The organism is Bradyrhizobium sp. IC4060 (assembly GCF_020193715.1).
Lineage (GTDB): Bacteria > Pseudomonadota > Alphaproteobacteria > Rhizobiales > Xanthobacteraceae > Bradyrhizobium > Bradyrhizobium yuanmingense.
Genome location: NZ_JADYVJ010000002.1, coordinates 639882 through 661704 on the forward strand (window position 1 = coordinate 639882; position 21823 = coordinate 661704).

Here is a 21823-nt window from a genome sequence, read left to right on the forward strand (position 1 = left end):
CAAGCGTGATCTGCGGCGTTCCAGCGCCGCCATCGTCAAAGACTAGAGCGCGATGAAATTTGGATGAATCGTCATCGCGCTTTAGGTTATTGTTTGCGCATGATCTTTCCGGAAAGCCGCTTCGCACTTTTCCGGATCATGCTTTAGACGATCTGCCTCGTATCGGCAGGCTTGTGCAGCGCGCCGACCAGGATACGCAGCGCTTCCGTCAATTCCGATCTGTTTCGGGCCGCGCCGAGCGAGACGCGTGCCGCATGCGGCGGTGCCCCGTCGACGGTGAAGGCATCGCCGGCGACGACGGCAAGCCCGTTCCGCAGCAGATGTGCGGCAAGATCGGGCCGCTCCTCCGGCAGCCGCAGCCAGAGATGATGCGCCGCGGGCCTGGCGAGGAACTGAAAGCCTTTCAGCGCGCGTTGCGCGAGCTGCTGGCGCCCGACCGCTTCGTTGCGGATGGCGCTGATGATGCGATCGGCGATGCCGTTTTCGATCCAATGCGTCACCAGCGCGACCATCAAGGGCGCCGGCATTTGCACGGTCGCCTGCAAGGAGGTGCGCATGTCCCGCTGCGCGCCGCTGTCGGGCGTCACCAGATAGGCAACGCGCAGCGCCGGCGCGATGCATTTTGACAGCGTGGTTGCAAGATAAGTCCGCTCCGGAATGAGGTTCGCGATGGGCGAGGCCGAGCGGTCGAGCAGCCCGTAGGCGTCGTCCTCGATCAGGATGGTGCCGGCATCGCGGATGATCTTCGCAATAGTGCCGCGCCGCTCGGCGGAAAGCGTCGCCGTGGTCGGATTGTGCAGCGTCGGAATGAGATAGACGGCTTTCGGCGTATGCACGCGGCACGCCTTTGCCAGCGCATCCGGCAGGATGCCGTCCTCATCCATGGGGACACCGACGAGCTTGACACCGAACAGTGCCGCGGCGGCCTTGATGCCGGGGAAGGTGAGCGCTTCGGTCAGTACGGTGTCGCCGGGTCGCGCAAGATGGGCGAGCAGGTTGAAGAGGATCGTCTGAGCGCCGGGAAAGATCACCAGCCGGTCGGCCTGTGCATGCGGAACGCGGGCGCGCATCCAGCGCGTCGCGACCTCGCGCTCATGCGCGCTGCCGCCGGGCGGCTGGTAGTTGAGATACGCCGTCAGGCCCGATTGCGCGCGGAGGGCTTCGAGCCCGGCGATGATGCGCTCCTCGAGCTGCGCCTCCAGCGGGTGCGGCGGCACGTTCATCGACAGGTCGATCGCGACCGGGTGCGGCAGGTCAACCGCGCGCCGCGCGCTGGTCTCCGAGACGAACGAGCCCTGTCCGACCCTGGCTTCCATGATGCCGCGGCGCCGCGCCTCGGTGTAGGCGCGCGTCACCGTGGTGAGGTCGATGCCGAGGGCCTTTGCCAGGGCGCGCTGCGTCGGCAGCTGCTGACCACGCACCAGCCTGCCGGCGGCAATGTCGGCCTCCATGGCGTCGACGATGCGCTGGTAGCGCGGGCCCGAAAGCTCCGAGATTGTAGGGATCCATTCCATGCAATTTAGGCCCATAACCTTTGAATGTATGGATGCAAGATATTATTGCATGGATCATCGAAAAGGAAGAGGTGTGGTCATGTCTGTCTCTCTGGCGACGGTCTCTCTGGCCAAGGCGATGTGGCGCGGCTTCGGCGGCAGATGTCCGAATTGCGGGGAAGGGCACATGTTCGGCCGCTTCCTGAAAGTGACGCAGGCTTGCGACCATTGCGGCGAGGAGCTGTTCCACCAGCGCGCCGACGATTTTCCCGCCTATCTCGTGATGGTGGTGGTCGGCCATCTCGTGGTGCCGGCAATCCTCGCGGTCGAGACCGCCTACGCGCCGCCGGAGTGGCTGCAGCTCGCGGTGTGGCTGCCGGTGACGCTGTTCGCCTCCCTCGCGCTGCTGCAACCGACCAAGGGCGCCATCGTCGGCCTGCAATGGCAGCTCGGCATGCATGGTTTCGAGGCGGGCAAGCTTCGGCGCGAGGCCGGCGAGCTTGCGCCGGTGCTGGTGAAGGACACGCGCGCCGCCTGAGGCGGCGTTTACATCGCGCGGCATGCCGCTACACTCCATCGTATCAAGCAAGAACGATGGAAACGCCGATGGCCCCGCGTGCGAAGACCTTCCTGCTCTGTCACGGCGCATGGTCCGGCGGATGGGCCTGGAAGAAGATGCACCCGCTGATGGTGCAGGCCGGCCACCGCCTGGTGGCGCCGACCTACACCGGGCTCGGCGAGCGCGCGCATCTGGCCAATCCGTCGGTCGATCTCGGCACCCATATCCAGGACATCCTCAACGTCATCGCTTTCGAGGACCTCAGCGACATCGTCTTGCTCGGGCACAGCTATGGCGGCATGGTTGCGACCGGCGTCGCCGACCGCGCGCGCGAGCGCGTAACGGAACTGATCTATCTCGACGCCTTCGTGCCGCGTGACGGCCAGTCGCTGTTCGACCTCAACGAGGGCGGGCGCGAGCCGATGCGCAAGGCAGTCAGCTCGGGCGACGGCTATCGCATCCCGCCGAACCCGCCGCCGCCGGACACCTCGCCGGCCGATCTCGACTGGCTCAATGCGCGCCGCGTTCCGATGCCGATCAAGTGCTTCGAGACGCGCCTGAGGCTCGAACATGGCGAGCCGGCGATGCCGCGCAGCTACATCTACTGCACGCGCCTTCCGCCCGGCGATGTGTTTGGGCAGTTTGCCCAGCGCACGAAGAGCGAGGAGGGCTGGCGCTATGTCGAGCTCGACGCTAGCCACGCGCCGAATGTAACGGCGCCGGAGGCGTTGATGAAAGCGTTGAGCGAGATCGTGGCGTAACTCTCGCCGTCATTCCGGGGCGTGCGCAGCACGAGCTACGATGCGCAATTGCGCATCTGAGAATCCATTTCTCTGCAGTCTCTGCCGCCTGATGGATTCCGGGCTCTCGCTTCGCGAGCCCCGGAATGACGGCGGTTGGCTGGCGAGGTGATCGGCCAAAATGGTGAGGGGTCCGATGCGGTGGCACCGAACCCCTCGTCGCACATCAGCCGGCCTGTAAGCCGGGTTCTGTAGGGCACCGTCCGCTTGCGCGAACGATACGTGACGGCCATTCCTCTGGGACCATGTTTGCACACGGCCTCGAGCAACCTACCCGGACGGCGGGCCTGACATCGCCCCGCGGCGTTATCGCTTTCGCGAACGGCCCGCTATGCCGTCCCTATTCGGTTTTGCTCCCGGTGGGGTTTGCCATGCCGGCTCCGTTGCCGGCGCCGCGGTGCGCTCTTACCGCACCTTTTCACCCTTACCGCGCCGAAGCCCCGAAGGGCGAAGGCGGGCGGTTCGTTCTCTGTGGCACTTTCCCTGGGGTCACCCCCGCCGGACGCTATCCGGCACCGCATGTCAAGGGAGCCCGGACTTTCCTCCCCGGCGGCCTTTCGGCACCTGCCGGAGCGGCCGTCCGGCCGACTGACTGATAAGGCATGGGCATTTGTGACGGTTTCGTCAAGCCGATATCGCCGCGCACGGCCCGCCCGAAATGTTTTATCCTGAAGATGTCGTTTGGCGCGCCGCCCGTTCGACTGGTTGTCGGCGATCCAGTCGAACACAGGAGTGAAGCAATGCAATATCTGCTGATGATCTACCAGAACGAGGTCGAGTACGCGAAGAACGACGCGGCGACCAGCCAGAAGATCCTGGCCGAGTACCAGACCTTCACGCAAGACATCATCCAGAACGGCAATTTCAAGGCCGGCGACCGCTTGCAGCCGACCACGACCGCGACAACGGTGCGCGTGCGCGACGGAAAGACGCTGACGACCGATGGTCCGTTCGCGGAAACGCGCGAGCAGCTCGGCGGCTATTACCTGATCGAAGCCAAGGATCTCAACGCCGCCATCGAGATCGCGGCGCGGATTCCGAGCGCACGCATCGGCTCGATCGAGGTGCGGCCGATCTGGGTCTATGAGAAGTGACGGCTCTCTCACCTTCGTCATTCCGGGATGCGCCGCAAGGCGCAGGCCCGGAATCCATATCCCCGAATCGTGGTTATGGATTCCGGGCTCGCGGCTTTGCCGCGCCCCGGAATGACGAGAGGGGGTGATCGCGTGACATGACCCCTGGCGAGATCGACAAAATCTTCCGCGACGAGGCGGGGCGGGCGCTAGCCACGCTGATCCGTCTCGTCGGCGATTTCGATCTCGCCGAGGACGCGCTGCAGGATGCGTTCGCGGTCGCGCTGGAACGCTGGGCGTGTGAGGTCCCCGACAATCCGCGCGCCTGGCTCGTCAACGTCGCCAAGCACAAGGCGATCGATCGCATCCGCCGTCAGGCTGTGTTCCGCGGCAAGCAGCAGGCGCTGGTGCACGAGCTCGAGCTCAACGCGCTGGGCCCGGACGAGCCGACAGCAACGCTCGACGACGACATGCTGCGGCTGATCTTCACCTGCTGCCATCCCGCGTTCGCGCCCGAGGTGCAGGTCGCGCTGACGCTGCGCACCGTGTGCGGACTGTCGACGGCGCAGGTGGCACGCGCCTTCCTCGTCGGCGAGGAGGCGATGGCGCAACGGCTCGTCCGCGCCAAGCAGAAGATCAGGCTTGCCGGAATCCCCTATGAGGTGCCGGAACGCGAGATGCTGGCGCCGCGGCTCGATGGCGTGCTCGCCGTGATCTATCTCGTCTTCACCGAAGGCTATGTCGCAACCGAGGGCGCGGACTTGATGCGGCCTGATCTGGCGAGCGAAGCCATCCGGCTTGGCCGCCTGCTGAACCGGCTGATGCCCGACCGCGCCGGCATCAAGGGCCTGCTGGCCCTGATGCTGCTGCACGACGCGCGCCGCGCCGGGCGACAGACGCCGGCCGGCGACATCGTCCTGCTCGAAGAGCAGGACCGCTCGCTGTGGCACCGCGCGCAGATCGACGAGGGGCTGCGGCTGGTGGAGCACGCGCTGCGCGTGCCGGGCCGGCCACAACCCTATGCGGTGCAGGCCGCGATCGCGGCGCTGCATGCGCGTGCGCCGAGCTTCGAGGCGACCGATTGGCCGCAGATTGCGGGGCTGTACGAGGTGCTGCTGCGCATCAATCCGTCGCCGGTGATCGAGCTCAATCACGCCGCGGCGCTGTCGATGGTCGATGGGCCGGCACGAGCGCTCGATCTCGTCGATGCGATCGCCGCGCGCGGCGGGCTTCGCGGCTATGAGCTGTTGCCCGCCGTGCGCGCGGATCTGTTGTGGCGGCTCGGCAGGACGGAGGAGGCGCGCGAGGCCTATCGTGCGGCGACGGTGGCGACGCAGCTCGAGCCGTTGCGAAGGCTCTATGCGCGAAGGATGAGGGAGATGGATTGAGTTTCCGTCATGGCCGGGCTTGTCCCGGCCATCCACGTTCGTCATGCGCGGAGGCAAGACGTGGATGCCCGGGACAAGTCCGGGCATGACGGAGCAAGAGGTCACATTCTCGGAAGACGTTTGCTATGTCGACGCCACCGGCGTTCCTTCCGCCGGCAGGCTCGCCAGCAGCGCCTGTAAGGTCGACAGCGTCGAGTGATCGGCGACGCCGTCCAGCCGCGCCGGGCGGAAATGGCGCTGGAAGGCGGTGACGACTTCCATCGTCGCAGCGTCGTACTTGCCGTTCAGGGGCACGCCATAGCCGTATCTTGCCAGCGCCTGCTGCATGCTCAGCACCGCGTCGCTGATGGTGCCGAGCATGAGAGTCTCGCCGCGGACGATCGGCGCGGGCGTCACCCAGTGGCCGACGCCGGAATTGGCCAGCGAATGCCACGGAAATTTCTCGCCGGGATCCTTCTTGCGGGCGGGCGCGACGTCGGAATGGCCGAGCACCCGGTGCGCCGGCACCTTGCGGCGGAGCATGATGCCGCGGCACAGCGCGATCACGGCGGCAATCTGGCGCAGCGGATACTCCGGATAGCCCCAGTCATGGCCGCGATTGATGATCTCGATTCCGATCGAGCAGGAGTTGACGTCGTCCTCGCCGGCCCAAGAGGAGACGCCGGCGTGCCAGGCACGCTTGGCCTCAGGCACGCATTGCACGATGCGGCCGTCCTCCAGCACGACATAATGCGCCGACACTTCGGTGCCGGCGGTGCACAGGCGCGCCAGCGCGCCCTCGACGTCGGGCATGCCGGTGTAGTGCAGCACGATCATGTCCGGCTGCCGTCCCTTGTTGCGCTCGCCATGGTTCGGGGAGGGGATGATGTCGGAGACGATCGAGGAATCGGGCTCGAAGGTGCGCAGGCCCGCCACGGTCTTGGGAACCGGGAGAACGCGTTGACGCTTCGAATCAGATCCAGCCGTGGACGAACCCGAGGGCATGAGCAGCTCAAACGGACGGAGAGTGGGGCAAGCCCTTCTCTTTACTATTCCTTTACCCTCCATCGCGCGCAATCGCGCGACGCGGTTAACGGATTCATTTTGGCGATGTGTGTGGATGACGCATCACTCCCCTCATCACCTTTTCCACTTGTCTCGAACCGAGCAACGCTTTCTTAACGCTAAGGGCCGTTACTGAGGGATGAAGAGCCGACCCGCGTCCGGAGGCGGCCAAAGCGTATTTTGGCTCGAAATCCCATGGCTGCCCGACAAATTCCGCTGGGAACACTGGGTTTGTGGCCCGGGACGATCGGGCTTGGTAACCATGCTGGACGGGGGCTTTGTCGTGGAACCGCCGCGACGCGCAATGATTCGAGGCGTTATGGGCTTGTTCGGCCTCGATTCCACTCGGGTATTTCGGCCGGCGGTCGGCAGGCGTCGCGCATGAGTTCGGTTCCGCACATCCCCGTTCTTGGCCGTGAGGCCATCGCGCATCTCGCCCCGCGCGAGGGCGGCGTCTATGTCGATGCCACGTTTGGCGCCGGCGGCTATAGCCGCGCGATCCTGGACGTGCCGGGAACCCGAGTGATTGCCATCGATCGCGACCGCACCGCGATTGCCGGCGGTGCCGAACTGGTCGAACGCGCCGCGGGCCGGCTGACGCTGGTCGAGGACCGCTTCTCCAATCTCGCCGAGGTCTGCGCGGCGCAGGGCGTCGATGGCGTCGACGGTGTCGTGATGGACGTCGGCGTGTCCTCGATGCAGCTCGACCAGGCCGGCCGCGGCTTCTCCTTCCGCCTCGACGGTCCGCTCGACATGCGGATGGGGCAGGCAGGTCCGACCGCGGCGGATGTGGTCGCGCGCGCCTCGGAAGGCGATCTCGCCGACATTATCTATCTCTTCGGCGAGGAGCGGCATTCGCGCCGCATCGCCCGCGCCATCGTGGCGGACCGGCAGGAAACCCCGTTCACGACCACGCGCGCGCTCGCCGATCTCGTCGGCAGGGTGGTGCGATCGAAACCGGGGGACATTCACCCGGCGACACGGACGTTCCAGGCGCTGCGCATCTTCGTCAACGAGGAGCTCGAGGAGCTCCAGACCGCGCTCGCTGCGGCCGAGCGTGTGCTCAAGCCCGGCGGCCGCCTTGTCGTCGTCTCGTTCCATTCGCTGGAAGACCGCATCGTCAAGAATTTCTTCTCCGAGCGCTCCAAGACGGGCGGCGGCTCGCGGCATCTGCCGGAAGTCGCGCAAATTGCGCCGAGCTTCCAGCTGCTGACGCGGCGGCCGGTCGTCGCCGGCGAGGACGAAGTTGCGCACAATCCGCGCGCCCGCTCGGCAAAGCTGCGCGCCGCCGAGCGCACCGCGGCGCCGGCGCATGAGACCGATGAGGCATCGTCCTGGCCGAAGCTCGCCGACGTGATGAGGGGCGGCTAGCGCATGCGCATCATCCACCTCCTCGTCATCGGTGCGCTGATCTTCGCAGCCGCCCATGTCTACCGGATCAAGATGGACTCCACGGCGCGCACCGAGAAGGTGCTGCGGCTGCGTGCGGAGATCCGCGAGCAGCGCGATGCGATCGCGGGGCTGCGGGCCGAGTGGGCCAAGCTCGATGCGCCGCACCGGCTGCAAGGCCTGTCCGACCGGCATCTGCACCTCAAGCCGGTCAATGGCACGCAATATGATTCGCTGAAGAACCTGCCGGAGCGTCCGCCGCGGATGTTCAGGCCGGGCGAGCCCGATCCGATCGGGGCCATGCTCAAGACCATCGAAGCCGCGAGCGACCCTGATACGGTGACGGGCTCCGTGCCTCAGCGCGAGGACAAGCAATGAGCCCCGCAACGCCTGCAAAACTTACCGAAAAGTCGACCGAGCGGTCAGGTGAACCTTGGCGGCGGCGGCTGATCCGAAGCCTGCTCTACGGGCGCAACGTCGATCGCGCCGCGAAGGCGCGCGCGCGTGTCGGCCTCGCCATGCTCGCCTTCGCTTCGGTCTATGCCCTGATCGGCGGGCGGCTCGTGATGTTCGCGATCGGCGCCGACGCCCACAGCGCGCGCCGCGCCGCAGCGCAAGAGGTGGTTGCGACCGCGCGGCCCGACATCGTCGATCGCAACGGCGCCATCCTTGCGACCGACGTCAAGGCGGCGAGCCTGTTCGGCGAGCCGCGCCGCATCATCGACAAGGACGAGGCGATCGAGCTCCTCACCGCGACCATTCCCGACCTCGACGAGGCCGAGGTGCGCGAGCGCCTAAGGACACGCAAGGGCTTCGTCTGGCTCAAGCGCGAGGTCACGCCGGCGCAGCAGCAGGCCGTCCACAAGCTCGGCATTCCCGGTATCGGATTCCTGCGCGAGAACAAGCGCGTCTATCCGACCGGCAACGAGGTCGCTCACCTCATCGGTCTCGTCAATATCGACAACCAGGGCATCGCCGGACTCGAGAAGTGGCTCGACAATCAAGGGCTCGCCGACCTCCACCGCGCCGGCTTTGCCACCGACCGGTTGCAGAAGCCGATCGAGCTCGCGGTCGATCTGCGGGTCGAGCATGCGCTGCGCGACGAGCTGTTGAAGGCCAAGGACAAGTTCCGCGCCAAGGCCGCCTCAGGCATCGTCTCCAACGTCAAGACCGGCGAGATCGTGGCGATGGTCTCGCTGCCGGACTTCGATCCCAACAATCCGAAGGAAGCGCACGACCCCGACCGCATCAACCGCCTCACCACCGGCGTCTACGAGATGGGCTCGACCTTCAAGGCGTTCACGCTGGCGATGGGGCTCGATTCCGGCAAGATCAATCTGAACTCGATGTGGGACGCACGCGGCAACCTGCACTACGGCAAGTTCACCATCCACGACAGCCATCCGGTCGGGCGCTTCATCAACACCAAGGAAGTGTTCACCTATTCCTCCAACATCGGGGCGGCACGGATTGCGCTCAACCAGGGTGTCGAGGCGCACAAGGCGTTCCTCGCCAAGCTGGGCCAGATGACGCGGCTGCGCACCGAATTGCCGGAGAGTGCGGCGCCGCTGCTGCCGCGGCGCTGGAGCGAGCTGAACACGGTCACCGCCGCGTTCGGCCAGGGCCTGTCGGTGGCACCGCTGCAGGCAGTGATGGGCATCAACGCGCTGGTGAACGGCGGCTATCTGATTCCGCCGACGTTCCTGAAGCGCAGCGAATCCGAAGCCCAGGCGATGGCCAAGCGCGTCATCAAGCCGGAGACCAGCGACAAGATGCGGTTCCTGATGCGGCTCAATGCCGAAGTCGGTTCGGCGAGAAAGGCGGACGTCAAGGGCTATTACGTCGGCGGCAAGACCGGCACGTCCGAGAAGGTCGTCAACGGCCGCTACGCCAAGAAGCGCGTGCTCAATTCCTTCACCGCCATCCTGCCCTGCGATGATCCCAAATATCACGTCCTGATCATGCTGGACGAGCCGCAGGCACTGCCCGAAACGCATGGTTTCATCACCTCGGGCTGGAACGCGGTGCCGACCGGCGGCAAGGTGATCGAGCGGATCGCGCCGCTTCTGGGGGTCGAGCCGCGGTTCGAGCTGCCGCCTGCGGAGCGCCTTATTCTTGCAGCATCCAGGACAACCCAGTAATCAACCGGGTGGGCCATCGCCGCTGCTGAGTCGGGATTTTCCCCGGAGGATTCGGCTTTCCGGCACGGCATGTCGACTGGAACACCATGAAGCTGCGCGACCTCTTGGGTCAGGATGTCAAGGGCAATGATGCCGCGATCGAGCCCGCCGCTGCGGCGCTCGAGGTGAGCGGCCTTGCGCTCGACAGCCGCGTGGTCAAGCCGGGCAATCTCTTCTTCGCGCTCGCAGGCAGCAAGACCGACGGCGCCCGCTTCGTCGATGCCGCGATTGCGGCGGGCGCGGTGGCCGTCGTCGGCGACCACGCACCGGCCGCCTGCAAGGTGCCGTTCATCGCTGTCGCCAATCCACGCCGCGCGTTGGCACTTGCCGCGGCCAGATTTTTCCCGGCACAGCCCGCGACGATTGCCGCGGTGACCGGAACCAGCGGCAAGACCTCGGTCGCCGCGTTCACGCGCCAGATCTGGGAGCGGCTTGGGCACGCCTCCGCCAGCATCGGCACCATCGGTCTCGTATCGCAAAAGCGCACGGTCTATGGCTCGCTGACCACGCCGGATCCGATCGCGCTGCACCGGCAGCTCGACGAGATCGCGCGCGAGGGCGTCACGCATCTCGCCTTCGAGGCGTCCTCGCACGGGCTCGACCAATATCGCCTCGACGGCGTGCGCGTCTCGGCCGGCGGCTTCACCAATCTCTCGCGCGACCACATGGATTACCATCCGACCGTTGCGCATTACCTCGCGGCTAAGCTCCGCCTGTTCCGCGAGCTGGTGCCGCCTGATGGCGCGGCGGTGATCTCGGCCGATCATGATTGCTCGGCGGAGGCGATCGATGCGGCGACATCGCGCGGCCTGCGCGTCATGGCGGTGGGCCGCAACGGCGATGGCGCCGGCGAGGGCATTCGCGTCACGGAGGCCGTGGTCGAAGGCTTCTCGCAAAAGCTCACGGTCGAACATCGCGGCAGGGCTTACGCGATCCGGCTGCCGCTGGTCGGCGAATTCCAGATCGAGAATGCGCTGGTGTCGGCCGGCCTGGCCATCGGCACGGGCAGCGATGCTGAAAACGTGTTTGCGAGCCTCGAACATCTCGAAGGCGCCAAGGGCCGGCTCGAGCGCGTCGGCGAACGCAACGGGGCGCCGATCTTCGTCGATTACGCGCACAAGCCCGATGCGCTCGCGAAGGCGCTGCAGGCGCTGCGGCCTTATGCGAAGCGCAAGCTGGTCGTCGTATTCGGCGCCGGCGGCGACCGCGATGCCGGCAAGCGTCCGATCATGGGCGAGATCGCGGCGGCGAACGCCGACGCCGTCATCGTCACCGACGACAATCCGCGCAGCGAGAAGCCGGAAGCGATCCGCGCCGCGATCCTCGCCGCCGCCAAGGGCGCCCGCGAGATCGGCGATCGCGCCGAGGCGATCCGCGCCGCGATCGAGGACTTGCAGCAGGGCGATGCGCTGCTCATCGCCGGCAAGGGCCACGAGACCGGGCAGATCGTCGGCGGCGAGGTGCTGCCTTTCAGTGATCACGAGGCGGTCGCCGCCGCACTAGCGTCGAGGGTTGCATGAGCGGGTCAATATGGACGGTTGCCGAGGTCGCGCGCGCGCTGGGCGTGGCCGGATCGTTCCCGGAGACGGCAATCGATTTCGTCACCCAGGACAGCCGGCTGGTGAAGCCGGGCAGCCTGTTCGTTGCGCTGAGCGGCACGCCGAGCGGCGGCTTCATCTCGGCTTTCGCCAGCGCGCGCGACGGCTGGGAGTTCGCCGACAAGGCGGAAGCCGCAGGCGCAGTGGCGATGATCGTGCCGCACGAGATCGCGGGCATCCGCATCCCCCAGATCGTGGTCAAGGACACGCTGATCGACGGCCTCTGGGGCCTCGCGCGCGCCGCACGCGCGCGCTTCAACGGCCCGGTGATCGGGCTCACCGGCAGCGCCGGCAAGACCAGCACCAAGGAATTCATCGCCGCCTATCCGAACGCCTATGCCAGCCCCTCGAGCTTCAACAATTTCTGGGGCGTGCCGCTGACGCTGTGCAACGCGAGGCGGGACGCCAGCCTCTGGGTCGTCGAGATGGGCATGAACCAGAAGGGTGAGATCGCCCGTCTCAGCGAGCTCACGCAGCCAACCGTCGCGCTCGTCGTCAACGTCCAGCCGGTGCATCTGGAAAAGCTCGGTTCGCTCGAAGCCATCCGGCGCGAGAAGGTATCGATCGCGCTCGGACTGCCCGAGAACGGCGTGCTGGTGCTGCCCGCCGGAATCAAGGCTTCCGAGTGGAAGGGCAAGGTCGTGCGCTTCGGCGGCGAGCATGCCGAGGTGCACGAGGTCGCGCACGCGCCGCACGGCGAGAGCTGGCAGGTCGTGGCCGCGATCGGCAGGAAGGAGATCGCCTTCAGCCTCACCCCTGGCGCGCCGCACCGGGTGCACAATGCGCTGGCCGCGCTCGCCTCGGTTCATGCCGCGCATCTCGACGTCGCGACGCTCGCGGTCAAGCTCGACCGCGTCGGCATCATGACCGGCCGCGGCGTCGAGCAGGCGGTCGGCGACGTCACCGTGATCGACGACAGCTTCAACGGCAATCCGGCCAGCGTGGCCGCGGCGCTGCAAAGTCTGCAGGCGCGCAACATGAGCGGCGGCCGCCGCATCGCGATTCTCGGCGACATGCTCGAGCTCGGCGAGGACGCAACGAGCTATCACACCGGCCTTGCCAGCCACCTCGACGGCATCGACGGCGTCTATTGCGTCGGGCCGCTGATGCGCCACCTGTTCGACGCATTGCCCTCGGGCAAGGGTCTTGGCTGGCACGACGATCCCGCCACGCTGGAGCCGGCCGAGGTCGCAAAGCTGCTGAAGGCAGGCGACGTCGTGGTTGTCAAGGGCAGCAAGAAGATGTTCTGGGTCAACAAGTTTGTGCCGGGGCTGGTGGCCGCCTTGCAGGCAAAGGCGTAAACTGCTTGGAAGACGCCGTTCCCGAATCCCACCCTTTGCGGCGGAAGCCGTCCGTTTCCCGAAACGCGCGGCCCATGACGAAGACCAGCGAATGCGCGTGAAGCACCTGGACGTGCAAAGGCGCCATAGGACCGTCTGAATGTTTTACTGGCTGATCGAGCTTTCCAACACATTTCCGGGCTTCGGTGCCTTTCGCACCTTCCTGAACGTCTTCCGCTACATCACCTTCCGCACCGGTGGCGCCATCGTGACCGGCGCGCTGTTCGTGTTCCTGTTCGGCCCCTGGATCATCGATCATTTGCGCATCCGCCAGGGCAAGGGCCAGCCGATCCGCACCGACGGTCCGCAATCGCATCTCTCGAAGAAAGGCACGCCCACCATGGGCGGGCTGATGATCCTGTCCGGGCTCACGGTCGGCACCGTGCTGTGGGCCAATCCGCTCAATCCCTATGTCTGGATCGTGCTGGCGGTAACGCTCGGCTTCGGCTTCGTCGGCTTCTATGATGATTACCTCAAGGTGACCAAGCAGACCACGACCGGGTTCGGCGGCAAGCTGCGCCTCTTGATCGAAGCCGTGATCGCGCTGGTCGCCTGCTATGCGCTGGTGCGGCTGAACCGCGATCCCGCCTCGACTGCGCTGACGATTCCCTTCCTGAAGGATACCGTGCTGCATTTCGGCTGGTTCTTCGTCGTCTTCGGCGCCTTCGTCATCGTCGGCGCTGGCAATGCGGTGAACCTCACCGACGGCCTCGACGGCCTCGCCATCGTGCCGGTGATGATCGCCACCGCGAGCTTCGCGATGATCGCCTATCTCACCGGCAACTTGGTGTTCGCCGATTACCTCCAGATCAAATATGTCGCCGGCACCGGCGAGCTCGCGGTGCTCTGCGGCGCGTTGCTCGGCGCCGGCCTCGGCTTCCTCTGGTTCAACGCGCCGCCGGCCTCGATCTTCATGGGCGACACCGGCTCGCTCGCGCTCGGCGGCATGCTCGGCGCGATCGCGGTCGCGGTGAAGCACGAGATCGTGCTCGCGGTGATCGGCGGATTGTTCGTGCTCGAGGCGGTTTCGGTCATCGTGCAGGTCGTGTCCTTCAAGCTCACGGGCAAGCGCGTGTTCGCGATGGCGCCGATCCACCATCACTTCGAGCAGAAGGGCTGGACCGAGCCGCAGATCGTGATCCGATTCTGGATCATCTCGGTGATGCTGGCGCTCGCCGGCCTCTCGACGCTGAAGCTGCGGTGACCGATCGATGATCCCCGTCACGTCCTTCGCCGGCAAGACGGTCGCGGTGTTCGGCCTCGGCGGCTCGGGGCTCGCCTCCTGCCATGCGTTGAAGGCCGGCGGCGCCGACGTGATAGCCGCCGACGACAATGCCGAGAACGTCGCCAAGGCCGCGCAGGCCGGCTTCATCACCGCGGACTTGCGCAACGTCTCCTGGGCGCAGTTCGCCGCGTTGGTGCTCGCGCCCGGCGTGCCGCTGACCCATCCGGTGCCGCATTGGAGCGTGTTGAAGGCGCGCGAGGCAAGCGTCGAGGTGATCGGCGACATCGAGCTGTTCTGCCGTGAGCGGCGCCGCCATGCGCCGGACGCGCCGTTCGTCGCCATCACCGGCACCAACGGCAAGTCGACCACGACGGCGCTGATTGCGCATCTGACCAAGGTCGCCGGCTACGACACCCAGATGGGCGGCAATATCGGCACCGCGATCCTGTCGCTGGAGCCGCCGCGCACGGGCCGCGTCCACGTTATCGAGATGTCGTCCTACCAGATCGACCTCACGCCCTCGCTCGATCCCTCCGTCGGCATCCTGCTCAACGTCAGTGAGGACCATATCGATCGCCACGGCACGATCGAGCATTACGCCGTGGTGAAGGAGCGCCTCGTGGCCGGCGTGCAAGGCGGCGGCACCTCGATCGTCGGCGTCGATGACGGCTATTGCCGCGATATTGCCGACCGGCTCGACCGCGCCGGCAAGAACGTCGTGCGCATCTCGGTCAAGAATCCGCTCGCGTCGGGCATTTACGTCGAGCACGGCACCATCGTGCGCGCCGCGGGCGGCGCCCGCAGCGAGGTCGCCGCGCTCGGTGGCATCGGCTCGCTGCGCGGCCAGCACAACGCGCAAAACGCGGCCTGCGCGGCTGCTGCCGCGCTCGCGATGGGCATCAGCCAGGACGTGCTGCAGAACGGCCTGCGCAGCTTTCCGGGCCTGGCGCATCGCATGGAGCAGGTCGGGCGCCGCGGCAACGTGCTGTTCGTCAACGATTCCAAGGGCACCAACGCGGACGCCACCGCGCATGCGCTGTCGTCCTTCGCCGACATCTTCTGGATTGCCGGCGGCAAGCCGAAGGCCGGCGGCATTACGAGCCTGACCGGGTTCTTCCCGCGCATCCGCAAAGCCTATCTGATCGGCGAAGCCGCGCAGGAGTTTTCGGGCACGCTGGGCACACAGGTCGGGCACGAGATCAGCCAGACCCTGGACGTTGCGGTCGAACACGCGGCCCGCGATGCGGAAGCCTCTGGCCTCACCGATGCCGTCGTGCTGCTGTCGCCCGCCTGCGCCTCCTTCGACCAGTACCGCAACTTCGAGATCCGCGGCACCAAGTTCCGCGAGCTGGTGCAAGCGCTGCCGGGTGTGCAGCCGGTGGTGTGAGCTTGGGTAGAACGAAGCGAAACCCATCGTTCTCGCGGTCTATTGACCGGTTTCGCTTTGCTCTATCCATTCTACAATTCCAAACATCCGCACTTCCTTAACCCTGCGGTAACCAACCTCGGCGACCAATGAACGGACCTCTGTCCGAAAGCGGCCGCCCATGCTCTCCCGTGAAGAACGCACCCCCTTTTCCGAGTGGTGGTGGACCGTCGACAAGCCGCTGATGGGCGCCATCCTGGGGCTGATGCTGACCGGGGTGATCCTGTCGCTGGCGGCGAGCCCGCCGGTTGCGACCCGCATCGGGCTCGATGCCTTCCATTTCTTCAGCCGCCACGTGCTGTTCCTGGTGCCGTCCTGCATCGTGCTGCTCGGGGTGTCCTTCCTGTCGCCGCGCGCGATCCGCCGCTCGGCGCTGATCATCTTCGCGGCGAGCATCGTCCTGATCGTGCTCACGCTCGCCTTCGGCCCGGAGGTGAAGGGCTCGCGCCGCTGGATCACGCTGCTCGGCGTCAACATCCAGGCCTCCGAGATCGCAAAGCCGTCCTTCGTCGTGATCGCGGCCTGGCTGTTCGCGGAATCGACGAGGCGCCCGGAGATGCCGGCGACCTCGATGGCGGTGATGCTGCTGCTGATGCTGGTCGCGCTATTGGTGATGGAGCCGGATTTCGGCCAGACCATGCTGGTCCTGATGGTGTGGGGCTCGCTGTTCTTCATCGCGGGCATGCGGATGATCTGGGTGTTCGGCCTCGCAGGTCTCGGCGCGGCCGGCCTGTTCAGCGCCTATCTGTTCGTTCCGCACGTCGCGGGGCGCATCAAGCGCTTCATGAACCCGGCCTCCGGCGACACCTTCCAGGTCGATACCGCCATGGAGGCTTTCTACAACGGCGGCTGGTTCGGGCTCGGACCGGGCGAGGGCATCGCCAAGCGCAGCCTGCCGGACAGCCACACCGACTTCGTCTTCGCGGTCGCGGGCGAAGAGTTCGGCATCATCCTGTGCCTTGCGATGCTGGCGCTGTTCGCCTTCGTCGTCATGCGCACGCTGTCGCGCGCCTATGCCAACGAGGACATGTTCTCGCGCTTTGCGGCCTCCGGGCTCGCGATCCTGTTCGGCGTGCAGGCGGCGATCAACATGTCGGTGAACCTGCAGCTCATCCCCGCCAAGGGCATGACGCTGCCCTTCATCTCCTATGGCGGCTCCTCGATGGTCTCGCTCGCCTATGGCATAGGCATGATGCTGGCGCTGACGCGGCTGCGCCCGCGCACCGAGGTCGAGGCGAGCGGCCACGCCGAGGCGATGCGCAGTTACGCGTGAGCCGTCATTTGCGAGGAGCGAAGCGACGAAGCAATCCAGGCTGTCTCCGCGGAGGTGGTCTGGATTACTTCGCTTCGCTCGCAATGACGAGAAAGACCCTGTAAAACGCCCTCATTATGGACACGTCCCCCCTGATTCTTCTCGCCGCGGGCGGCACCGGCGGCCATCTGTTCCCGGCCGAGGCGCTCGGCGTCGAATTGATCCGGCGCGGCTATCGCGTCCGCCTCGTCACCGACGAGCGCGCGCTGCGCTATAGCGGGCTATTCAGCAAGGACATGATCGACGTCGTCAGAAGCGAGACCGCGCGCGGCCGCAATCCGCTTCAGCTGGCCTATGCCGGCCTCACGCTTGCCGCCGGCACGCTGTCCGCCTACGCGCTGATCAAGCGGCTGAAGCCCGTCGCCGTCGTCGGCTTCGGGGGCTATCCGACGCTGCCGCCGCTGGTCGCGGCGAAATTCGCCGGCGTGCCCGGCATCATCCACGACGCCAACGCCGTGCTCGGCCGCGCCAACCGGTTCCTGTCGAGCCGCGTGCGCGCCATCGCGACGTCCTTGCCCGGTGTGCTCGATCGCGATCCGGCGCTGGCAGGCAAGACGACGACCGTCGGCACGCCGATGCGTCCGGCGATCCTCGCGGCCGCCGCGGTGAAGTATGCCGCGCCCGAGCCGAACGGTCCGCTGCGTCTGCTCGTCGTCGGCGGCAGCCAGGGCGCGCGCATCATGGCCGACATCGTGCCTAGCGCGATCGAGCGGCTCGAGCCTGCGCTGTGGAGCCGTCTCGTCCTCACCCAGCAGGTGCGCGAAGAGGACATGAGCCGCGTGCGCGCCGTCTACGACAAGCTCAAGATCAAGGCCGAGCTCGCGCCGTTCTTCACGGATCTGCCGGCGCGGCTTGCCTCCAATCATCTCGTGGTATCGCGCTCCGGTGCGGGGACCGTGGCCGAGCTCGCCGCGATCGGTCGCCCCTCCATCCTGGTGCCGTTGCCGGGCTCGATCGACCAGGACCAGTTCGCCAATGCCGGCGTGCTGGCCAAGGTCGACGGCGCGATCCGCATCCCGCAGACCGAGTTCAGCTCCGACCGGCTGGCATCCGAAATTTCTGGCTTCGCCGCCGAGCCGGCACGGCTTGCCGCCATGGCGGCGGCGGCGAAGGGGGCGGGGCGGCTCGATGCGGCCGAGCGGCTGGCGGATCTCGTGGTGAAGACCGCGGGAATCTGACGCCTGTTCCGGCCCGAATGGCCAAAAAAGCCACTTGTCATGCCCCGCGAAAGCGGGGCATCCAGTATCCGACGCAGTTGATTTGAATCTCTGGCGTCGCGGAGTACTGGATCGTCCGCCTTCGCGGACGATGACCCCAAGGAAACCACATGAGACTGCCGCGCGAGATCGGACCCATCCACTTCGTCGGGATCGGCGGGATCGGCATGAGCGGCATCGCCGAGGTGCTGGCCAATCTCGGCTATGCCGTGCAGGGCTCGGACGCCGCCGACAATTACAATCTCGACCGTCTGCGCAAGAAGGGCGCGAAAGTCTCGGTCGGCCACAAGGCCGAGAATATCGACGGCGCCGAGGTCGTGGTCGTGTCTTCCGCGATCAAGCGCGACAATCCGGAACTGATGGCGGCGCGCGAGAGGCGCATTCCCGTGGTGCGCCGCGCCGAGATGCTGGCCGAGCTGATGCGGTTGAAGAGCTGCGTCGCCATCGCCGGCACCCACGGCAAGACCACCACGACGACGATGGTCGCCACGCTGCTCGACGCCGGCGGGCTCGATCCGACCGTGATCAACGGCGGCATCATCAACGCCTACGGCTCCAACGCGCGGCTTGGCGCCGGCGACTGGATGGTGGTCGAGGCCGACGAGAGCGACGGCACGTTCCTGAAGCTGCCGACCGATGTCGCGATCGTCACCAATGTCGACCCCGAGCATCTCGATCACTTCAAGACCTTCGAGGCGGTGCAGGACGCGTTTCGTCACTTCGTCGAGAACCTGCCGTTCTACGGCTTTGCCGTGATGTGCATCGATCATCCCGTCGTGCAGAGCCTCGTCGGCAAGATCGAGGACCGCCGCATCATCACTTATGGCGAGAATCCGCAGGCCGATGCGCGGCTGGTCGATCTCACCGCCGGCGGCGGCGGCTCGAAGTTCAAGGTCGTGATCCGCGACCGCAAGAACGGCACCACGCACGAGATCGCCGATCTCGCGCTGCCGATGCCGGGCCGGCACAATGCCTCGAATGCGACGGCGTCGATCGCGGTCGCGCACGAGTTCGGCGTGTCGGACGAGGCGATCCGCAAGGCGCTGGCCGGCTTCGGCGGCGTCAAGCGCCGCTTCACCAAGACCGGCGAGTGGAACGGCGTCACCGTGATCGATGATTACGGCCATCACCCCGTGGAGATCGCAGCCGTGCTGAAGGCCGCGCGCGATTCTTACACCGGCAAGGTGATCGCGGTGGTGCAGCCGCATCGCTACACCCGCCTGCAATCGCTGTTCGAGGAGTTCTGCACCTGCTTCAACGATGCCGATGCGGTCGTCGTCGCCGACGTCTATGCTGCCGGCGAGGCGCCGATCGAAGGCATCGACCGCGACCATTTCGTCGCCGGCCTGCGCGCCCACGGCCATCGCGAGGTGATCCCGCTGCCCAATGCCGGCGAACTAGCCAAAATCGTTCATGGCATCGCCAAGAGCGGCGATCTCGTTGTGTGTCTCGGCGCCGGCAACATCACGCAATGGGCGTATGCGCTGCCGGACCAGTTGAAGGCGCTGGGGTAGCGCGGTGGGATTTCCCGACATCACCCCTTCACTCAAAGCCGCGATGCCCGAGCTTCGCGGGCGGCTGCTGGCGAACCAGTCGCTGGCCGAGCTCACCTGGTTTCGCGTCGGCGGTCCCGCGCAGGTGCTGTTCACGCCAGCGGACGAGGACGATCTCGCTTACTTCCTGGCGCATCTCGCCTCCGCCATTCCCGTCTACGTCATCGGGGTCGGCTCCAATCTGATCGTGCGCGACGGCGGCATTGCCGGCGTCGTCATTCGTCTCGCGCCGCGCGCCTTCGGCGAGGCGACTGCGAGCGGCGACATCGTCACCGCCGGCACGGCTGCGCTCGACAAGCGCGTGGCCGAAGTTGCGGCCTCCGCCAATATCAGTGGGCTCGAATTCTATTTCGGCATTCCCGGCACGATCGGTGGTGCGTTGCGCATGAATGCCGGCGCCAATGGCGACGAGACCAAGGACGTGCTGATCGAGGCGAGGGGCATCGGGCGCGACGGCACCAAGCACGTCTTCTCCAACGCCGAGATGAAGTTCGTCTACCGCTCCAGCGGCGTCGATCCCTCCATCATCTTCACCTCCGCGCGCTTTCGCGGCGAGATCAGGGACGCGGAGGCGATCCGCGCGCGCATGGCGGAGGTGCAGAGCCATCGCGAGACCGCGCAGCCGATCCGCGAGAAAACCGGCGGCTCGACCTTCAAGAATCCGCCCGGCCATTCCGCCTGGAAGCTGATCGACGCTGCCGGCTGCCGCGGCCTGCGCGTCGGCGGCGCGCAGGTCTCGGAGATGCATTGCAATTTCCTGATCAACACGGGCGAGGCCACCGCGCACGACATCGAGACGCTGGGCGAGACGGTACGTGCACGCGTGAAGGCGAATTCCGGAATCGAGCTACACTGGGAAATCAAGCGGATCGGGGTTTCATGATTTCCGTCATTCCGGGGCTCGCGAGGCGAGAGCCCGGAATCCATAGGGCGGCGGAGTTCGTGGATGAATGGATTCTCAGGTGCGCAATTGCGCACCGTAGTTCGCGACTACGTCGCGCCCCGGAATGACGGAACGAGAGAGACTATGACCATGCGCATCACCATCCTCTTCGGCGGCTCCAACCGCGAGCGTCTCGTCTCGGTTGCCACAGCCCAGGCGCTGCATCAGGCGCTGCCCGAGGCTGACCTCTGGTGGTGGGACGTCGAGGACAAGGTGCACGTCGTGCAGTCGAAGCAGCTGCTCGAGCATGCCCGCCCGTTCGAGGACGAATTCAAGCCGGGCACGCGCGGCGTCCCGCTCGCGCAGGCGCTCGACCGGGCCAAGGCTGAGGATCGCGTGCTGGTGCTCGGCCTGCACGGCGGGCGTGCCGAGAACGGCGAATTGCAGGTGATGTGCGAGGCGCGCGGCGTGCCCTTCACCGGCTCGGGCTCGGCGTCGTCGCATCTGGCCTTCGACAAGATCGCAGCCAAGCGCTTCGCCGCGCTCGGCGGCGTGACGCCGCCGGAAAATCTTGCGCTCGATGATATCGACGAGGCTTTCGCCGAGTATGGAAGGCTGATCGCAAAGCCCGCGCGCGACGGGTCGAGCTACGGCCTGATCTTCGTCAATGCCAAGCAGGACCTCGTCGCTGTCCGCAACGCAGCGAAGCATGAAGAGTACGTCATCGAGCCCTACATCGCCGGCGTGGAGGCGACCTGTGGCGTGCTGGAGCGCACCGACGGCTCGATCATCTCGCTGCCGCCGATCGAGATCATTCCGGGCGAGGGCAATTTCGACTACGCGGCGAAATATCTTCTGAAGTCGACCCAGGAGATCTGCCCCGGCCGCTTCGCACCCGAGATCACCGCCGCGCTCCAGGCGCAGGCGATGCTGGCCCATCGCGCAATGTCCTGCACCGGCTATTCCCGTTCTGACTTCATCGTCTCGGACAGGGGCCTGGTCTATCTCGAAACCAACACGCTGCCCGGGCTGACCAAGTCCTCGCTCTACCCCAAGGCGCTGAAAGCCGAAGGCATCGAGTTCGTCGACTTCCTGCGCGGCCTGGTCGAGCTCGCCTGCCAGCGCGTGCGGAAATAGTCAGGACTGGTTAACGGCCGGACCGGCGAAACGTGCCGGTTTGGCGGCCAAAACCGGTAAAATGCCGGACATCGCGGCGCAAATGCCTCACAGCGCGAGGCAAAATGCGCAGGTCGTTAACGAATTTTACCTTTTGTTTACCAGGACGTCCGAAGGTTAACGCTGGCGGCGCATATGGCGCTTTGGCTGCCGGCGCGTGAGCTGTC

General features: G+C 66.3%; 18 protein-coding genes and 1 other RNA gene. 16 read left to right on the forward strand and 3 right to left on the reverse strand.

Going from position 1 to position 21823, the window contains the following annotated elements; genetic code table 11:
* Nucleotides 1–143 precede the first annotated feature (143 nt).
* Nucleotides 144–1514, reverse strand: coding sequence for a PLP-dependent aminotransferase family protein (locus I6F16_RS09860; protein WP_225112573.1), 1371 nt, complete (start codon nt 1512–1514; stop codon nt 144–146).
* 49 nt (nt 1515–1563) lie between these two features.
* Here I6F16_RS09860 and I6F16_RS09865 point away from each other — a divergent pair, with 49 nt between their 5' ends.
* Nucleotides 1564–2031 carry a DUF983 domain-containing protein gene (locus I6F16_RS09865; RefSeq protein ID WP_225112574.1) on the forward strand — a complete coding sequence of 156 codons (468 nt, stop codon included), beginning with the start codon at nt 1564–1566 and terminating at the stop codon, nt 2029–2031.
* Nucleotides 2032–2099: 68 nt separating this feature from the next.
* Nucleotides 2100–2813, forward strand: a complete 714-nt coding sequence (locus I6F16_RS09870) for an alpha/beta hydrolase (RefSeq protein WP_225173652.1) — start codon at nt 2100–2102, stop codon at nt 2811–2813.
* Between the two features lie 201 nt (nt 2814–3014).
* Here I6F16_RS09870 and rnpB read toward each other — a convergent pair.
* Nucleotides 3015–3444, reverse strand: an RNA gene (gene rnpB, locus I6F16_RS09875) — RNase P RNA component class A.
* A gap of 148 nt (nt 3445–3592) precedes the next feature.
* On the opposite strand from rnpB, the gene I6F16_RS09880 reads away from it, so the two are divergent.
* Nucleotides 3593–3946 (forward strand): YciI family protein, encoded by a 354-nt coding sequence (locus I6F16_RS09880; protein WP_225112576.1) that lies wholly within the window; start codon nt 3593–3595, stop codon nt 3944–3946.
* A gap of 137 nt (nt 3947–4083) precedes the next feature.
* On the forward strand, nt 4084–5313 hold the full coding sequence (locus I6F16_RS09885) for an RNA polymerase sigma factor (protein WP_225112577.1): 1230 nt from the start codon (nt 4084–4086) through the stop codon (nt 5311–5313).
* Nucleotides 5314–5436: 123 nt separating this feature from the next.
* Here I6F16_RS09885 and I6F16_RS09890 read toward each other — a convergent pair whose 3' ends face one another.
* Nucleotides 5437–6297, reverse strand: coding sequence for an N-acetylmuramoyl-L-alanine amidase (locus I6F16_RS09890; RefSeq protein WP_225112578.1), 861 nt, complete (start codon nt 6295–6297; stop codon nt 5437–5439).
* A 441-nt stretch (nt 6298–6738) separates the two neighbouring features.
* Here I6F16_RS09890 and rsmH point away from each other — a divergent pair, with 441 nt between their 5' ends.
* The 12 genes from rsmH (at nt 6739) to I6F16_RS09950 (ending at nt 21617) form a co-directional block, all read left to right on the forward strand.
* Nucleotides 6739–7728, forward strand: coding sequence for a 16S rRNA (cytosine(1402)-N(4))-methyltransferase RsmH (gene rsmH, locus I6F16_RS09895; RefSeq protein WP_225112579.1), 990 nt, complete (start codon nt 6739–6741; stop codon nt 7726–7728).
* Between the two features lie 3 nt (nt 7729–7731).
* Nucleotides 7732–8124 carry a hypothetical protein gene (locus I6F16_RS09900; protein WP_212254604.1) on the forward strand — a complete coding sequence of 131 codons (393 nt, stop codon included), beginning with the start codon at nt 7732–7734 and terminating at the stop codon, nt 8122–8124.
* Nucleotides 8121–9887, forward strand: a complete 1767-nt coding sequence (locus I6F16_RS09905) for a penicillin-binding protein 2 (protein ID WP_225112580.1) — start codon at nt 8121–8123, stop codon at nt 9885–9887. The genes I6F16_RS09900 and I6F16_RS09905 overlap by 4 nt, the downstream gene beginning before the upstream one ends.
* A gap of 86 nt (nt 9888–9973) precedes the next feature.
* The gene (locus I6F16_RS09910; RefSeq protein ID WP_225112581.1) at nt 9974–11446 is read left to right on the forward strand and encodes a UDP-N-acetylmuramoyl-L-alanyl-D-glutamate--2,6-diaminopimelate ligase; all 1473 of its coding nucleotides are present in this window, start codon (nt 9974–9976) and stop codon (nt 11444–11446) included.
* Nucleotides 11443–12825, forward strand: a complete 1383-nt coding sequence (murF, locus tag I6F16_RS09915) for a UDP-N-acetylmuramoyl-tripeptide--D-alanyl-D-alanine ligase (RefSeq protein WP_225112582.1) — start codon at nt 11443–11445, stop codon at nt 12823–12825. The genes I6F16_RS09910 and murF overlap by 4 nt, the downstream gene beginning before the upstream one ends.
* A gap of 139 nt (nt 12826–12964) precedes the next feature.
* Nucleotides 12965–14068: a phospho-N-acetylmuramoyl-pentapeptide-transferase gene (gene mraY / locus I6F16_RS09920; protein WP_036003524.1), complete on the forward strand. Its 1104-nt coding sequence runs from the start codon at nt 12965–12967 to the stop codon at nt 14066–14068.
* A gap of 7 nt (nt 14069–14075) precedes the next feature.
* Nucleotides 14076–15476 (forward strand): UDP-N-acetylmuramoyl-L-alanine--D-glutamate ligase, encoded by a 1401-nt coding sequence (murD, locus tag I6F16_RS09925; protein ID WP_225112583.1) that lies wholly within the window; start codon nt 14076–14078, stop codon nt 15474–15476.
* Between the two features lie 160 nt (nt 15477–15636).
* On the forward strand, nt 15637–16788 hold the full coding sequence (gene ftsW, locus I6F16_RS09930) for a putative lipid II flippase FtsW (protein WP_225112584.1): 1152 nt from the start codon (nt 15637–15639) through the stop codon (nt 16786–16788).
* Between the two features lie 113 nt (nt 16789–16901).
* The gene (gene murG / locus I6F16_RS09935; protein ID WP_199751031.1) at nt 16902–18005 is read left to right on the forward strand and encodes an undecaprenyldiphospho-muramoylpentapeptide beta-N-acetylglucosaminyltransferase; all 1104 of its coding nucleotides are present in this window, start codon (nt 16902–16904) and stop codon (nt 18003–18005) included.
* 149 nt (nt 18006–18154) lie between these two features.
* On the forward strand, nt 18155–19558 hold the full coding sequence (gene murC, locus I6F16_RS09940) for a UDP-N-acetylmuramate--L-alanine ligase (protein WP_225112585.1): 1404 nt from the start codon (nt 18155–18157) through the stop codon (nt 19556–19558).
* Between the two features lie 4 nt (nt 19559–19562).
* Nucleotides 19563–20480 (forward strand): UDP-N-acetylmuramate dehydrogenase, encoded by a 918-nt coding sequence (gene murB / locus I6F16_RS09945; protein ID WP_225112586.1) that lies wholly within the window; start codon nt 19563–19565, stop codon nt 20478–20480.
* Between the two features lie 150 nt (nt 20481–20630).
* Nucleotides 20631–21617, forward strand: a complete 987-nt coding sequence (locus I6F16_RS09950) for a D-alanine--D-alanine ligase (RefSeq protein ID WP_225112646.1) — start codon at nt 20631–20633, stop codon at nt 21615–21617.
* Nucleotides 21618–21823 lie beyond the last annotated feature (206 nt).